This is a genomic window from Pseudomonas sp. NPDC087803 (assembly GCF_044742995.1).
Classification (GTDB): domain Bacteria; phylum Pseudomonadota; class Gammaproteobacteria; order Pseudomonadales; family Pseudomonadaceae; genus Aquipseudomonas.
Map to the genome: position 1 here is coordinate 18133 of NZ_JBIUVO010000010.1, position 14905 is coordinate 33037.

The following is a 14905-nucleotide window of genomic DNA, read 5'->3' on the forward strand; positions in this document are numbered from 1 at the left end:
GGAATGTCCTTATGCGGCGGGTTGCAGGCCAAACATGGCCAGTTGTTGCGTGCTGCCCTTGTGCTGGATCAGGCGCGGATCGTCCAGCGGCAGATTGCGCCCGAGTTCTGTTTCGAGAATAGCCTGCAACTTGAGGTTATCGACCTGACCATCCGGGCCGACTGCTTGTTTAAGCTTGGCCGGATCGACCTGGGCGGTATGGCCCGGTTCGAAATAGATCGCGCCAGTGGCGAAGTCCACCGCAAAGGCGATCAGACCGGGAATGACATAGAACAGCAGGCCCACGGCATCGAGCACGGCAATTGCCGGGTCGACCTTGCCGTCGATCTGACCGCGACGGTCTGGATAGAAAATCGAGCCGCAGGCAGTGAGTTGAGTGAGCAGGGTGGCGACCAGTACACCGCCGATCAGGCGAGAAGGTAAGCGCATGTGATGGATCTCCTGAGTCATCTAAAAACGAAGCAGCGTTGTGTGGAATTAAGACCCTGACAAACGCCCGGCAGTTCGCCGTTATACTCGCGGCTCTGTTTGGGAGCCAGCATGATTTCTTTGCCGATCGACGAAGTTTTACCCGCCCTGCGTGAAGCCTTGGCGACACGCCACGAAGCCGTGCTCGAAGCGCCGCCCGGCGCCGGTAAAACCACCCGCGTGCCGCTGGCCTTGCTCAATGAAACCTGGCTGGCCGGGCAGACCATTCTGATGCTCGAACCACGGCGGCTGGCGGCGCGTGCAGCCGCAGAGCGACTGGCCAGCGAACTGGGCGAGAAGGTTGGCGAAACCGTCGGCTATCGCATCCGCCTCGACAGCAAGGTCGGCCCCGATACCCGTATCGAAGTGGTCACCGAAGGCATCCTCACCCGGCGTCTGCAGGATGATCCGGCGCTCGAAGGTGTCGGCCTGCTGATCTTCGACGAATTCCACGAACGCAGCCTCGATGCCGATCTGGCCTTGGCCCTGAGTTTGAACGGTCGTGAACTGTTCCGCGCTGAACAGCCGCTGAAGATTCTGTTGATGTCCGCCACCCTCGAAGGCGAGCGTCTGGCCGGGTTGCTGGATGACGCGCCGATCCTGCGCAGCGAAGGGCGCATGTACCCGGTGACGATGCGCTGGGGCCGGCCGTTCCAGCCCGGCGAGTACATCGACCAGCGCGTGACCCAGACCGTCCTCGAAGCGCTGCACGATGAAACCGGCAGCCTGCTGGTGTTCCTTCCGGGGCAGGCGGAAATCCGTCGCGTGCATCAGCAACTGAGCGATGCCATCGGCGAGCGCAAAGACGTATTGCTCTGCCCGTTGCACGGCGAACTGGACTTGAATGCCCAGCGCGCCGCCATCGACCCGGCTCCGGCCGGCCAGCGCAAAGTGGTGCTGGCGACCAACATTGCCGAGACCAGTCTGACTATCAATGGCGTGCGCGTGGTGATCGACGCCGGGTTGGCGCGGGTGCCGCGTTTCGACCCGGGCAGCGGCATGACCCGCCTCGACACTCAGCGCATTTCCAAGGCCAGCGCCACCCAGCGTGCAGGTCGTGCGGGGCGTCTGGAACCGGGGGTGTGTTATCGCTTGTGGTCGCAGGATCAGCACGAACAACTGGCCGCTTACGGCAGCGCGGAAATACTGTCGGCGGATCTGGCGAGCCTGGCCCTGCAACTCGGACGCTGGGGCGTGACCCCGGGCGAACTGGTCTGGCTCGATGTGCCGCCGGCCGCAGCCTATGCACAGGCGCAGGATTTGTTGCAGCGCCTGGGCGCACTCGAAGGCGAGGCGCTGACCGCGCACGGTCAGGCCATGGCCGAGTTGCCGGCGCATCCGCGCATCGCCCATCTGTTGCTGCGCGGTCAGGCGCTGGGGCTGGCGCACATGGCCTGCGACGTCGCCGCGTTGCTTGGCGAGCGCGATATCCTGCGCGGCGCCGGGGCGGATCTGCACAGTCGATTGGTGCTGCTTTCCGGCGAAGAACGTGCGGCACGCGGGGCTCAGGGGGGCGTGCAGCGTGCGCGGCAACTGGCGCGGCAATATCGTGGTTATCTGCGCGGCAAGGCCAGCGCGCCGGTCAGCGATCCCGATCACCCGCGCTGGCTCGGTGCGCTGCTGGCGCTGGCCTATCCGGACCGTGTCGCCCAACAGCGGCGTGCCGGTGGCGCCGAATATCGGCTGGCCAACGGTCGCGCTGCGCTGTTCGCCGAGGCCGACAGCCTGATGAAGGAGCCGTGGATCGTCATCGCCGACCTCGGCAGCCGTCAGGGCCAGCGTGAAGAACGGATTTACCTGGCGGCGGATTTCGATCCGGCGCTGTTCGATTCGGTGCTTGCCGAGCAAGTGCACAACGTCGATCAACTGGACTGGGACGAGCGCGAAGGCGTGCTGCGTGCCGAGCGCCAGCGCAAGGTCGGCGAACTGATCCTCAGCCGCGAACCGTTGACCGGTCTCGACGAGGCGGCGCGCAGTCAGGCGCTGGTCAATCTGGTGCGGCGCAAAGGTCTGGAGTTGTTGCCGTGGACGCCGGAACTGCGGCAGTGGCAGGCGCGGGTCGCCCTGTTACGGCAGCTGGAGCTGGCCACGCAGGATGATAGTCAGTGGCCGGATGTCAGCGACGCGACGTTGCTGAACACCCTCGAGCACTGGTTAATGCCGTATCTGGGCAAGGTCTCGCGGCTCAGTCATTTTGCCAATCTCGATCTGGCGAGCATCGTCCGCAACCTGCTGCCGTGGCCGCTGCCGCAACGGCTGGACGAGCTGGCGCCGCATCATTTGAGCGTGCCGTCGGGGTCGTCGATCAGGCTGGATTACAGCGAGTTCCCGCCGATTCTGGCGGTACGTTTGCAAGAGCTGTTCGGCCTCGCCGAGACACCGCGGATTGCTGGTGGCCGGCAAGTGGTCAAGCTGCACTTGCTGTCGCCGGCGCGGCGCCCGGTGCAGGTGACCCAGGATCTGGCCAACTTCTGGCGCAGTACTTACGCCGAAGTGAAGAAGGATCTGAAGGGGCGGTATCCCAAGCATTACTGGCCGGACGATCCGCTGGTGGCTGAAGCCACGGCACGGGCGAAACCCCGGGGTACCTGAACCGGGGCTGCGCCGATGCCGTGCGCCGTTTCAGGCGCCCACGGCTGCGAGACTCGAAGGTCCTCGGGCGAAACGTGTCGCCGAGGTCTGCAACAGCAGGGCGACGCTCAATGTCACCAGCAGGAATGGCAGCAGCCAGGCATTGTCGATCATCGCCAGTTGCAGGCTGAGGATCAGCAGCAGCACCGGCGTCGCCAACGCATTTGCCCGACTGACATATAACCCCACCGCCGCCTCGCTGTAGCGGCAGGCGATGGCGACACGGATATGCACCCGTGCACCGCCGAAAGCCATGCCCAGAATCAGCAGGCTCAGTGCCTTGAGCATCAGATTGTCCGGCATCAGCAACCACATCGACGTGGCGATCAGCGCCAGGGCAATCAGGCCGGACAGATAGGCCGTCAGGTTGCGCCCGGTATTGGCGATGATCACCAGCACGCCGATCAGCGCCATGCCCAGGCCGAACACGGCATCGAGCACGCCCAGTTCAAACAGGCTCCAGCCGTGGCTCGCCACATACACCGGCAGCATGAAGTTGAAGGCCCCGAGGATCGGCCAGATCAGCACCATCGGCACAAACAGCGTCAGTGGCAGCTTGGCAGGGGCAGCGACTTCGGCGGTGGTCTGCACCGCCGTGGGCAGGCTGTGCCGGGTAAAGCAAATTGCCGCGACCATGAAGAAGCCGGCGCTGAGCACCAGCGAGAAGCCCATGCCGCTCAGAATCGGCATCAAACCTGCCGCCAGCAAAGGTCCGGTCATCAATGCGGCCTGACTGGTCGCGGTGGTTGCCCCGCTGATCCGCCGCACTTTGGTTTCGTCCATGCCCCGTTGAATCTGCGCGAACCACATATCCAGGCTGGCTTCGAGCGACATGATCATCAGCCAGGCAAACAGGTTGGTGATCAGCAGGCCGAGAGTGAAATCCCGGGACACTCCCGAGATCAGGGCCAGGCCCGCCAGCCCCAGTACAAACCAGCTGCTCATCTGCCGCCCGTTCATGCGCAGTGACAGCCGCTTGATCATCGCCGGAGTGATGAACGCCGGAATGAACGAACAGAAAATCGCCAGGGCCAGCGGCAGATACCCGCCTTCGTCCTGGTTGAGGATGGTCCATGTCAGCGAGACCATCAGCGCACCGGAAAACAACCGATAAACCGTCGAGCAGAACAGGAACATGCTCAATTCTTTTGCAGCGTTCTGGATGACGGCGGTTTTTTCATTCATGTAATCGATCCTTGCCCTTGAGCACGCGGCGATTGTTATTGGAAGGCAGACGCCAGCGACTGCACCGGCGTTGAGCCAGTGCAGGCAACCGATGTCGGTTCGGGCTGGCGTCAGACCAGAGTGCGCATCACTTTGAGGGTCTTTTCGATGTCTTCAGGCGAGTTGATGATCCCGGCGGAGAAGCGCACCGTCGAATGCCGGTAGGGCGTGGCGCTGGCAATGATCTTCTGTTCCTTGAGCCGGGCGACGATCTCTTTGGGGCTGCGATCCTTGACGTCGCAGCAGACAAAACCGGCGGAGAACTGTGCCGAACGTGGCGTGTGCAAATACACGTTCGGCAGCTTCGCCAGACCTTCCTTCAACTGGCCGTTGAGTTCGGCGATGCGGTCGGCAATGCGCTTGCGGCCGATCTGCTGGATGAATTTGAATGCCTCGATCATCGCCCACTGGTTTTCGAACGCCAGGAACCCGCCGGGACTGACCCAGGCGGCCTGCGTCTGACCCTGTGGATCGCGCTGTTCACGCCAGGCGTTGGCGGGTTCGGCGGCCATGATGGTGGGGATGGTTGGCGTGATCTGTGCCCACTGACCTTCACGGGCCCAGACCAGACCGGTACCGTGCGGGCCGAGAATCCATTTGTGGGTGCCGGCGCTGAAAAAGTCGCAACCCAGGCTCGCCACTTGCGCCTCGGAACAGCCGAAGCCGTGCACGCCGTCGATCACGTAAATAATCCTGTCCGCCTCGGCGCGATCGCGGTTGATCCGCGCCACCAGTGCGCCGATTTCTTTTGCCGGCAAGCGCACGCCGGTGCCGGAATGCACCCAGGTCATGGCCAGAATCCGGGTCGTCGGTTTGATGGCTTTTTCAATGCGCGCGACGATCGCGTCGACGCTGACATCGTCCGGCCCCTGGTACAGATCGATCCGGCGAATGCTGCCGCCCCATTTGACCACCGCCAGACGCATCGCTTCGTCGTGGGTGTACCACTCGTGGTTGGTGGTCAGGATTTCCTGGTGGGGCGCCAGTTTCAGGCCGTTGTAGACCATCGACAGACCCTGGGTGGTGCTGGTGGTCAGCGCGATGTCCTCGGCGCGGCCGCCGGTGTACTCGGCCGCCGCGGCGCAGACCTTGCGCCAGACCATGTCCTCCGGCCGGGCGAACATGTTGTCTTCAAGGTAGGTGTACGGATTTGCGTCGAAGGCCTGCCGGTGGCGCGCCATCGCCTCGCGTACGGGCCTGGGATTGGAGGCGAGAAAGAAGTTGGAAATGTGCACGAATTCCGGCGACAGATTGAACTGCGCCCGCACCGATGCCCAGTCATTGGGGTTCAGCGCTGTAACCACGTCATCCTGAACAGGCTTGTTACTCGCCTGTGCTCCCGCCACGCCTGCAATCATGCTGCCTCCAACCAGGGTCGCCCCCATGGCGGCCCCCACAAACTCACGCCTTCCCAGACTCATACCAACTCCCTGTCGATTCATATTGAAGTGCGCGCAGGACGCGCAAACATAGCATTGAAAATACGCTGTCCATAGAGGCCGACGGCCAGACCGAGCACGATCAGCACCACCGCCATGACTTTGCTCGCCGGTACGCTTTCATGAAAGATCAGCACCGAGCCGAGCATGCCGAAAATCGGCACCAGCAACGACAGCGGTGCGACGGTCGACACCGGATAGGTCTTGAGCAGCGAGTTCCAGATCCAGTAGGCGAACAGTGTGTTCGGGTAGACCTGAAACAGGATCGATAGCACCGCGGTGGTATCGACCTGATTGACGAATGTGGTGTAGCCGGCACTGCCGTTCACCGCATAGTCGAGTGCGAACAACGGGATCGGTGCAAAGGCGCTGGACCAGACCAGAAAGCCGAAGACTTCCTTGGTGCTGGCCTTTTTGTTGATGACATTGGCGACGCTCCAGGAGACCGCGCCCACCAGCACCAGCAGCACACCCGGCAGGCTGACCGTGCCATCGCTGATCATGATGATGCACAACAAGCCGCCGAGGGCGATCAGCATTCCCAGGACCTGAAAGCGGGTCAGCGCTTCCTTGAACACCCAGCCGCCGAGCAGAATCGTGAAGAACGCGCTGAATTGCAGCACCAGCGACGCGATGCCGGCCGAGAGCCCGGCCTTGATGCCCAGGTTGACGATGCCCCACAGGCCGATGCCGAACACCAGTCCGTAACCGATGATGTAGCGCCATGGCACATTCGGTTTGCGGATGAAAAAGATCGCCGGTAACGCACAAAGGCTGAAGCGGATGCCCGCGAGAATGAACGGGTCTACGGTGGCCAGTCCCAGTTTGATCACCGAGAAGTTGACCCCCCAGATGGCCGTGATCAGTACAGCCAATACTACGTGCAGTGGTTTCATTGCTGAGTCGCCTTCATGAGGATGGACTGGGTCACGCGACGGATGTCAGGTTTTCTGCCAGATACACCCGGGAAAACAGGGTTTGCATCCAGGCCTTGGTCTGTTGCGGATCTGCGGTTTTGACGATGCCTGCCAGAGGCGCCTCGAACGCCGAGTAAGTCACGTGGCCGGGTAACAGAGCACCGGTTGGCAACTCGTTCCATTGCACGACGGATGGGCTGGTGCGAAATTCGTCCGCACCTTCCAGGCCTTGATAGATGCGCTGGTGGTGGGTGTGTCCGGGGAACACAAACCAGCCGAAGCCCAGGTCTGGCTGCTGTCCGCCAAGCTCCGCGCGGTCTACTTCGCCCTCGACGTGAATACGCAGCTCCAGCGATGGCAGGTGGATGCCGGTCGCCAGTTCGTAAGTCGCGACCACATCGGCGCCACCGACCCGGTTGCCGACTTCGAGGAACACCGGCTCGTCACCTTCCATGATGGCTTCCAGATGGAAGGCACCATTGCGGATCTGCACCGCTTCCAGCGCGGCACTGACCCATGCCTGCATCGGCGCGGTGGTTTCCAGGTGCCAGGAGCCCAGTGGATGGCCGCGCTCCATGTAATCCAGGCAGGTGCCGACATATTGGCTGGAAAGCAGGGTGAGGATTCGACCGTTCTGCACCAGACCGTCGAAGTGGCGGATGGGGCCGCTGATGAATTCTTCAACCTGAAACTCATCGATGCTCAGGGAAAGTTCACTGATCTTGCGACTGATCTCGTCAAAGGCCCGCGCAGGCTGCTGATGAATGCTGACGTCCATGCTCGATGCGCCGCTGTGCGGCTTGAGCACGGTGGCCCCCGACCAGGGCACCTGGCCCTGCAGCGCCAGATAACGGTCAAGCGCCATGAACCGCGGTACGCGTAGATTTTGCGCGGCAACGGCGGCCTTCATGTCCAGCTTGTTGCGCGCCAGGTTCACGGCCGCCAGTGATGCGCCTTCGACGTTCAGCGCTTCGCGCAAGCGTGCCGCGTCGAGCAGTTCGTACTCGGACATCGAGATGATCCGGTCAAATGCCTGCGGAGACTGCGCCAGCCACTGCTGGGCCTCATCATAGGCACTGGCCACTCCCGGGCGAATCACCCGGTGGCAGCGCAGGTCGCCCGGCAGCGTGTCGATCGCCGCTTGTTTGCCCAGATACGTGACCTCGTGCAGGTCATGGTTGATGCCACGGTGGTACTCGATACGCGGGTAGGGCACGCGGTGAAGAATGAGAATTTTCATGCAAACGGTCTCGAAGCGAAAAGGGCAGGGATCAGGACGCAACTTTCAACAACAGCTCGGAAGACAGGTTGCGCTCGAGTACCAGCAGCCACTGCTCACGCAGCACTCGCACCAGATCGCGGATATCGACCGTCGGCGCACGCAGCGCGACGCAGGCCTGAGCGACGAAGTCGCTGTTGTCACGAGGGATGGCATGGATCAAGCGTGCTTCGCCGGCAATCCACGCGCTTTCGAGCAGGGCGATATCGTCGGTGGACAGCGCCAGTTCGCGCGCCGCCAGTGTCAGCGTGTCGTCGATCAGCGCTCGCACATCGCCCAGTTCGCTCACGTCGACGGTCACGTCGCGCGGCACGCCGAACATCACCGTCGCGGCGCTGCAGGTGGCGGCGGGCAGTACGTCCGGCACTGGCCCGGCGAACACCGAGTCAACCCATGCCGCGTACAGATCAAGCCCATGCACGGCGTGCGCCAGGGTCCAGATCTTCATGCCGCCGGGGCGCCGGTTCGGCTCGATCACCGCCGTCTGATAGCCGCTGTCGCTGAGTTTGATCTCGTTGTGAAACGGCCCGATACGCTGGCCGACCAGACGATTGACCTGCTCGCCGGCACTGCGAATGGCCTGTCGTTCCTGCTCACTGAGGCGCGCCGGCAGAATTTGCGCGACCTCCACCGGGTAACGCCCGCTGGCGCTGACTTTCTCCGTGACGAACCACAGTTTGCCCAGGCCGTCATACGAGTATTCGCGGGTGAAGGTGATGAATGCTTCCGCCAGCACACCGCCGTCCAGATACGGTGCCACTTCGGCAAATGCCTGCTCACAGTCGCCACCCGGTGATACCACCACCACGCCGCGATTGTTGCCCTCACAGGCAGGCTTGATCACGAAGCTGCCTTCCTGGCGCACTGCAAAATTGCGCACATCGTTCAAACCGTCGATGCGCACGAAGTCCGGGAGCATGACACCCAGTTCGTTCAACTGCGGGCGGATGCGATCTTCGGCAATGCGGTACGCCAGCTTGTCGAATGCGCCCAGTGCCAGCGCGGCATCGTCTACCGGCAAGCCGAGGCGTTCCAGCAAGGCGGCGCCACTGGCCACCGCGTTGTCGGAAAAAACCAGGCCTGCGCTGATCCGGTCCGCCTCATTGCCGAGCAGGCTCAGTGCCTGATCGACGAAGTCGGGGTGCAGCGGATCGGCATCGATCACCCGATCGCTGATGCTCAGGTCATGCTCCTGCGGGTTCGCCCTGATCAGCCAGGTCTGCGCGCCCCATTGCTGACGTGCGTAGTCACGCAGGTGCCGCACATCGCCGATCCGGCTCAGGTTGTAGTCCACTATTAGCAATACAGGCGCTCGCAACGGCATGTTTGTTTTTCCTCATCCGTGGGGGTTGGTCATCGGCAGCGGTTGTGTTCAGGCGATTGCCCGGATTTTTATTAGTGGCTGTCGTGCTCGTAGCGAATATCCAGCGCGGTCGCGCTGATGCTGGCCAGACGCTCAAGCTCGGCTGCCCGGTTGGCCCGGTCGAACGTCCACAACAGTTGCCCGAGGAACACTTCGCGGGCGTGTGCAGGAATCACGTCGCCGGCCTTCAGCAGAATGTGCTGCACCACCGGGGCCAGCGGCAATTCGTTGAGCGTCACCGAACTCAGGGTTCCCGGTTCGGCGAAATACACCCGAAAGAACGTCGCCACGGACTGATCGCTGGTGCCGTCCGCGTGCCATTCAAACTGTGCCAGATCCTCGACGAGTTTCTGCCGCAGCCCAGTGTCGTCCTGGCTGGCGAGCAGCAGGTCGAGCCACAGTGACAGCATGCTGTGACCGTGGGTAACCGCCTCGACGCTGTGCGAGATCAGACTGCCGCCGACGCGCGGGTTGATTTCGATCAGGTCCCAGTGCTGGCCCGAGAAGCGTGCCTCCACGTGGTAGCAGCCCCACTGCAGTTCCATGCAGCCCAGTACATCTTTCAGCCATTGCACACCGGCGGCGATCTGCGTCTGACCGAGGCTTGCCGGCGGCGTGGTGCAACTGTCCTCAAGCACTGTGGCGGCGGTTTCGGTCACTTCGTATTTCTCGTGGATGGCCACGACATGCACCTGGCCATCGACGAGCAGGGTTTCGAAGCTGAATTCATTGCCGGCGATGTAATCCTCGGCCATGAACGTCAGCCCATCGTTGAACGCCGAGGCATACACCGTGTCTTCGGCCGAAGCCAGACGCAGCTCTTCAAGGGCATTCCACGCGGTGTCTTTGCGCATGGGAAAGGCCGCGTAGGAGGCGATCCCATGAACCGGTTTGATGAAATAACGCTGATCCTGGGCCTTGAGCCGTTCCAGCACGGGCTCGGTCAGGGCATAGGCGTTAGCGTGCGACAGGCCGGCTTCGGCCAGTCGGTTACGGACATTGAGCTTGTTGCGCAGGGCCAGTGCCTGTGCTGCGTCCATGTCATACGTGCCCAGCGTCGCGTTGGCCGCCGCCATCAGATGGCGATAGCCTTCCCACACGCTGATGCAGCAGGAAACCTGTTCGCCCGACTTGCGCAGGGCCTCAAGAGCGGTCTGCACATCCTCCAGCTTCAACTGGTGGGAGTCGGTGGTGTAGAGCCGGTCCGCCCAGGCATGAATCTGTTCCAGGCGGGCCGGTACATGTTCTGGAAGCGGCAATGAAGACAGCACGAAACACCGGAGCTGCCGTCGATGAAGCTCCTGCTTCAGGTCTTCCAGGAAAGAAAAGCCGCAGTGGCTCAGGATCAGAACACCGGGTCGATTTGCAATCATTGCCTGCTCCATGGCTTAAGCTGCCTTGTCTTGCGGCTTGGCCAGGGTGTTGAGGTACAGCTTGTTGAAGAACAGCGCGAGAATCGCCTGGTGCTCTTCGAGGTATTTTTTCAGTGCTGCGATGTCCTGCTCGCCTTTGATCAGGAAGCGCAGGGCCGCCCAGACTTCACCCGGGTGATCGTCATTGATGTCGGTATGCGAGTGGGAAACCTGACCGGCGATGTTGGTCTCGCCCACCGAAGTCTTCAGCGCTTCGAGCTTGCGTGGTTCGAGCTTCACGTTGACGTACTCGACCAGGTAGGAATAAGCGACGACGCCCAGCGGGCCTTCATGATCCAGCAGGTACGAAAAGAACCCGACCAGCAGTTTGGTTTCCAGGTACGGTTCGGTGGCGAGGAACTCCGCACGGCTGACGCCGATGCGGGTCAGGTCCGCGATGAACAGCTCGTCATGCAGCATTTCCTCTTGCTCGTAGTGAGCCCAGATCTGCGCAGCCTCAGGGCTGATCTTCGCCACTTCGGCCAGCGCCTTGGATTCAGCAACGCGCAGCAGACGGATACGCCATGCGGTTTCGATCAGGTGGCGCTTGTAGTACTCGCTGTTAACGTCCTTGCCTTCCAGGTGCGCAGCCTCAGGAACGGTTGCGAACCATTGTTCCACTTGCCCGTCGATGATCTTGTCGATCTCTGCACGCAGGCCTGCCGAGCCGGCGGCGCTGAGGAACGGAGTGGTATCACCATAGCCAACATTCTTTACACGGTTAAGCATGAACAAGTCCTTTTTAGTTTATTTGAAACGCTTTGATTAAAACCGCCGTTAAGCCGTTAACACTTAGCCAATGATTTCAATGGCTACTTCTCCTTTTAACAGGCACTGACAGGCCAGCCGGTATTCTTCACCGCTGTGCCCCAATACCTCGATAAAAGCCTCTTCATCTTCGTCGCGACGACTGACCGCCTCGAAGCCTGATGTAATCTTGATCAAACACGCGCCACACGCCCCGACACGGCAGCCCAGAGGGATGATGTTCTTGCCGCCGGGTTCGTACTCGATATCCGTGAACGGGGCATTGGTCGGTAACTCGAACTCAATTTTATTCGCTGTAGTAGAGGTAACAGTTAGTGTGTGAAACCCTTCCATACTTGCCTCATTTAATTATTTAAGTTCGTGTGGCGGGCACACAGTTTCACGCCAGGGCCAACGGGCCATGGATACAGGTTTTAAAGAGTCCGGAAGTTAACGCGACGTCAGTTCCAGGTATAACCAGTACAACAGCGCGGTACCACTGAACGCAGCGCCCAACAGGCAAACGGCAACCCAGCCAAAGTGTGCGTAGGTGTAAGTCGCGGCAATCGCACCGAGACCGCTGCCCACCGAGTAGAAGCACATGTAGGCCCCCACCAGCCGGCTTTGTGCATCCGGCCGTGCGGCGAAAATCAGGCTCTGGTTGGTCACGTGCACCGCTTGCACGGCAAAGTCGAGCAGGACCACGCCGACGACCATGGCCAGCAATGAACTTTCAACGAACGCGGTGGGCAGCCAGGACAGGGTCAGAAGCGCCAGCGCAATGCCTGTGGTGCGATTGCCAAAGCCTTGGTCGGCCAAGCGTCCGGCCCTTGCTGCGGCCAGTGCGCCCGCCACCCCGGCCAGACCGAACAAGCCGATCTGGGTGTGCGACAGCGACAGTGGCGGTGCGCTCAGTGGCAGCACCATGGCGGTCCACAACACGCTGAATGCAGCGAAAATCAGCAGGGCGAAGGTGCCCCGGACGCGCAGCGTCGGTTCGGTCAGGTACAACTGGAACACTGAGCGCAGCAACTGCCAGTAACTGCCTTTGGCCGGCGGCGTGGTGGATGCCGGCATGGTGCGGTACAGCACCAGCGCCATGCTGATCATCAAGGCTGCCGAAACAAAGTAAACCCCGCGCCATCCGGCCAGATCGGCCACTGCGCCGGAGACGAAGCGCGCCAGCAGAATGCCCAGCACCACGCCACTGGTCACCGTGCCGATGGCTTCGCCGCGTTGCTCGGGGCTGGCCAGTGTTGCCGCGTAGGCAACCACCACTTGCACGACCACCGCCATCAGTCCGACCAGCACCATTGCGCCGAGCAGCATGCCCCAGTCCTGCGCCAGTCCGACCGCACACAAGGCCACGGCCGACAGCAGCATCTGCGTGAGGATCAGTCCCTTGCGATTGAGCAGGTCGCCCAGCGGCACGATGAACAACAGGCCAACGGCATAACCGGCTTGAGTCGCCGTGACCACCACACCGATGGTCCCAGGCGATACCGACAGGCTGGCGGCCATCGACTCCAGCAGCGGTTGTGCGAAGTACACGTTGGCCACGGCCATGGCGCAGGTGATGGCGAAGAGAAATGTCTGGTAACGACTTAAACCGTGGGTGGTTGCGCGTCCCTGAGGGGACTGAACAGTGCCGCCACCGCCTGATTTTTCGGCTTCGACGTCCATTATCGAAGGCTTTTGAGGGTTCCACATCATCATTCCATCCTTGGGAATAACTGGTTTCAAAACAAAACCGATGCGTTGATTTTTATCAAAACTGGTTTTAATCTACAACTAGTTTTTCAAAATATTTTCTTCTGACGTTAGAACTGTTCTGACGCGCTCTTTCATCAATTTGGAGACTCATGGCCAGACAGCAGCTACTGGCAAAAAGCGAATGCCCCGTGGCCCGTACGCTTGAGGCCATCGGCGATCGTTGGGTGTTGATGATCATCCGTGATGCTTTCGATGACGTACGTCGCTTCAGCGAATTCCAGAAACGCCTGGGCCTGGCGAAAAACGTCCTCACGGTGAAACTCAAACGCCTGGTCGAACTCGGCATATTCGAGGTGCAGCCAGCATCCGATGGCACCGCCTACAAGGAATACGTACTGAGCGAGATGGGGCGTTCGGTGTTTCCGATCGTGATCAGCATGCGCCAGTGGGGCGAGCGCTTCCTGTTCAACAAGGGCGAGAGTTATTCGGTTTTGCTGGACAACGAGCACGCGGAGCCGATCGAGATCATTGAGGTGCGATCCAAAGCGGGCAAGGTATTGGGCCCGGCGGATTGCCATCGGCGTGTGGTCAAGCGCCGCAGCTGAAGGGGCGCCATGGCGTGGGGCTGCTCAGTCGCCCGCCTTGCGCGTCAGCTGTTCGCGGCAATAATCGGCGAACAACTGCGCCGGTTTGGTCAGTTGCCCGCGCTTGAGCCACGCCGCGACCAATCCTGATCCGGTGACGTCTTCGACAATGTCCACGCACACCACTTTTTTGCCGTCATAGGTGCATTCCGAGTGCGGCTTCGTCACCAGCACCGAGAAGCCGAACCCTTGGCCGACCATGCCCCTGACCATTTCGATCGACGGCGAGCTGAACTCGATACGCGGCGTCAGGCCCAGCTCCTCGAACAGGCTGACGAAGTAGGTCCGGCTGGGCTGCACGTCCAGCAGAATCATCGGCTCCAGACACAAGTCGCGCAGCGACACCTGCTTGTATTCGGCGAAACGATGGTCGGCGGGCAGCAGCGCATAGGGCCGTTGCGCCGGCATCAGCGGTTCGGTCTGGATGGTGGCGTCGAGTTCGTGTTCATAGAGGATGACCAGGTCAAAGGTGCCCGAGGTCAGGCCTTGCACCAGTTCCTGTTGTTCGCCGTCGCGGATGCGGATTTTCACCCCCGGGTACAGCGCGGAAAATCCGGCGATCAATTGCGGCAGGTACAGCGGCGCGACGGTTTCGAAGCAGCCGATGTCGATCTGTCCGGCGACGATGTCGTTGTCGGCGAGGGCGTTCTGCTCGAACTCCCGGGCCATGCGCAACAGCTCCTGCGCCTTGCGGAAAAACCGCGCACCGCTGGGCGTCAGGGACACGCCCTGGGCGTGATGGCGGATCAGCAATTGCACCGCGAAGCTGTCTTCCAGCCCTTTGATCGCGGTGGAGATCGCCGGTTGCGCGATGTACAGCTTGCGCGAGGCTTCGGCAACGCTGCCGCATTCGACGGTGGTGATGAAGTATTTCAACTGACGCAAATTGTAGGCGGCCACGGCAAACCTCAGGACGAGCGGACTCGACTTCCAAGCAATTTGTGCGCCGCCGCGTCCGCTGCGCGACGATGTTTTTATCCTTGAACAGTAGTCATCCATGGCGGTTTTGGGGAAACCGATTGAGCAGTTTTTTCATTGCCTGCGAAGACATTTTTACTATTTTTCGCC

13 protein-coding genes are annotated in these 14905 nt (G+C 61.3%); 2 read left to right on the forward strand and 11 right to left on the reverse strand.

Annotated elements, in window-relative coordinates; genetic code table 11:
• Positions 1-9: 9 nt before the first annotated feature.
• The gene (locus ACIOUG_RS08955; RefSeq protein WP_047602563.1) at positions 10-429 is read right to left on the reverse strand and encodes a hypothetical protein; all 420 of its coding nucleotides are present in this window, start codon (positions 427-429) and stop codon (positions 10-12) included.
• Between the two features lie 111 nt (positions 430-540).
• Between ACIOUG_RS08955 and hrpB the strand changes: the two genes are divergently transcribed.
• The gene (gene hrpB, locus ACIOUG_RS08960; protein ID WP_401064482.1) at positions 541-3060 is read left to right on the forward strand and encodes an ATP-dependent helicase HrpB; all 2520 of its coding nucleotides are present in this window, start codon (positions 541-543) and stop codon (positions 3058-3060) included.
• 30 nt (positions 3061-3090) lie between these two features.
• Here the strand turns inward: hrpB and ACIOUG_RS08965 are convergent, their stop codons facing one another.
• From ACIOUG_RS08965 to ACIOUG_RS09005, 9 genes are all read right to left on the reverse strand, one after another.
• A complete protein-coding gene (locus tag ACIOUG_RS08965) occupies positions 3091-4284 on the reverse strand; it encodes a hypothetical protein (RefSeq protein ID WP_401064484.1) in 1194 nt (397 codons plus the stop codon).
• A 110-nt stretch (positions 4285-4394) separates the two neighbouring features.
• Positions 4395-5744, reverse strand: coding sequence for an aminotransferase class V-fold PLP-dependent enzyme (locus ACIOUG_RS08970; protein ID WP_401064486.1), 1350 nt, complete (start codon positions 5742-5744; stop codon positions 4395-4397).
• 17 nt (positions 5745-5761) lie between these two features.
• Positions 5762-6658, reverse strand: a complete 897-nt coding sequence (locus ACIOUG_RS08975; protein WP_401064489.1) for an EamA family transporter — start codon at positions 6656-6658, stop codon at positions 5762-5764.
• Between the two features lie 31 nt (positions 6659-6689).
• The gene (locus tag ACIOUG_RS08980) at positions 6690-7919 is read right to left on the reverse strand and encodes an acetyl-CoA carboxylase biotin carboxylase subunit family protein (protein WP_401064492.1); all 1230 of its coding nucleotides are present in this window, start codon (positions 7917-7919) and stop codon (positions 6690-6692) included.
• A 31-nt stretch (positions 7920-7950) separates the two neighbouring features.
• Positions 7951-9282 carry an acetyl-CoA carboxylase biotin carboxylase subunit family protein gene (locus ACIOUG_RS08985; protein WP_401064494.1) on the reverse strand — a complete coding sequence of 444 codons (1332 nt, stop codon included), beginning with the start codon at positions 9280-9282 and terminating at the stop codon, positions 7951-7953.
• A gap of 71 nt (positions 9283-9353) precedes the next feature.
• Complete coding sequence (locus tag ACIOUG_RS08990) at positions 9354-10592, reverse strand: acetyl-CoA carboxylase biotin carboxylase subunit family protein (RefSeq protein WP_401064496.1); 1239 nt, start codon at positions 10590-10592, stop codon at positions 9354-9356.
• A 117-nt stretch (positions 10593-10709) separates the two neighbouring features.
• Entirely contained in the window at positions 10710-11462 is a 753-nt protein-coding gene (locus ACIOUG_RS08995) for a hypothetical protein (RefSeq protein WP_401064498.1), read from the reverse strand.
• Between the two features lie 63 nt (positions 11463-11525).
• A complete protein-coding gene (locus ACIOUG_RS09000) occupies positions 11526-11834 on the reverse strand; it encodes a 2Fe-2S iron-sulfur cluster-binding protein (protein WP_401064501.1) in 309 nt (102 codons plus the stop codon).
• Between the two features lie 96 nt (positions 11835-11930).
• Entirely contained in the window at positions 11931-13163 is a 1233-nt protein-coding gene (locus ACIOUG_RS09005; protein ID WP_401064506.1) for an MFS transporter, read from the reverse strand.
• Between the two features lie 179 nt (positions 13164-13342).
• On the opposite strand from ACIOUG_RS09005, the gene ACIOUG_RS09010 reads away from it, so the two are divergent.
• Positions 13343-13798, forward strand: coding sequence for a winged helix-turn-helix transcriptional regulator (locus ACIOUG_RS09010; RefSeq protein ID WP_401064508.1), 456 nt, complete (start codon positions 13343-13345; stop codon positions 13796-13798).
• 24 nt (positions 13799-13822) lie between these two features.
• Here ACIOUG_RS09010 and ACIOUG_RS09015 read toward each other — a convergent pair whose 3' ends face one another.
• On the reverse strand, positions 13823-14737 hold the full coding sequence (locus ACIOUG_RS09015; protein WP_401064510.1) for a LysR family transcriptional regulator: 915 nt from the start codon (positions 14735-14737) through the stop codon (positions 13823-13825).
• Positions 14738-14905 lie beyond the last annotated feature (168 nt).

What these genes read in the sequence shown, in the direction of transcription:
- ACIOUG_RS08955 (WP_047602563.1), bottom strand. Translation starts at nt 429, where the DNA reads ATGCGCTTACCTTCTCGCCTGATCGGCGGTGTACTGGTCGCCACCCTG.
- hrpB (WP_401064482.1), top strand. Translation starts at nt 541, where the DNA reads ATGATTTCTTTGCCGATCGACGAAGTTTTACCCGCCCTGCGTGAAGCC.
- ACIOUG_RS08965 (WP_401064484.1), bottom strand. Translation starts at nt 4,284, where the DNA reads ATGAATGAAAAAACCGCCGTCATCCAGAACGCTGCAAAAGAATTGAGC.
- ACIOUG_RS08970 (WP_401064486.1), bottom strand. Translation starts at nt 5,744, where the DNA reads ATGAGTCTGGGAAGGCGTGAGTTTGTGGGGGCCGCCATGGGGGCGACC.
- ACIOUG_RS08975 (WP_401064489.1), bottom strand. Translation starts at nt 6,658, where the DNA reads ATGAAACCACTGCACGTAGTATTGGCTGTACTGATCACGGCCATCTGG.
- ACIOUG_RS08980 (WP_401064492.1), bottom strand. Translation starts at nt 7,919, where the DNA reads ATGAAAATTCTCATTCTTCACCGCGTGCCCTACCCGCGTATCGAGTAC.
- ACIOUG_RS08985 (WP_401064494.1), bottom strand. Translation starts at nt 9,282, where the DNA reads ATGCCGTTGCGAGCGCCTGTATTGCTAATAGTGGACTACAACCTGAGC.
- ACIOUG_RS08995 (WP_401064498.1), bottom strand. Translation starts at nt 11,462, where the DNA reads ATGCTTAACCGTGTAAAGAATGTTGGCTATGGTGATACCACTCCGTTC.
- ACIOUG_RS09000 (WP_401064501.1), bottom strand. Translation starts at nt 11,834, where the DNA reads ATGGAAGGGTTTCACACACTAACTGTTACCTCTACTACAGCGAATAAA.
- ACIOUG_RS09005 (WP_401064506.1), bottom strand. Translation starts at nt 13,163, where the DNA reads ATGGACGTCGAAGCCGAAAAATCAGGCGGTGGCGGCACTGTTCAGTCC.
- ACIOUG_RS09010 (WP_401064508.1), top strand. Translation starts at nt 13,343, where the DNA reads ATGGCCAGACAGCAGCTACTGGCAAAAAGCGAATGCCCCGTGGCCCGT.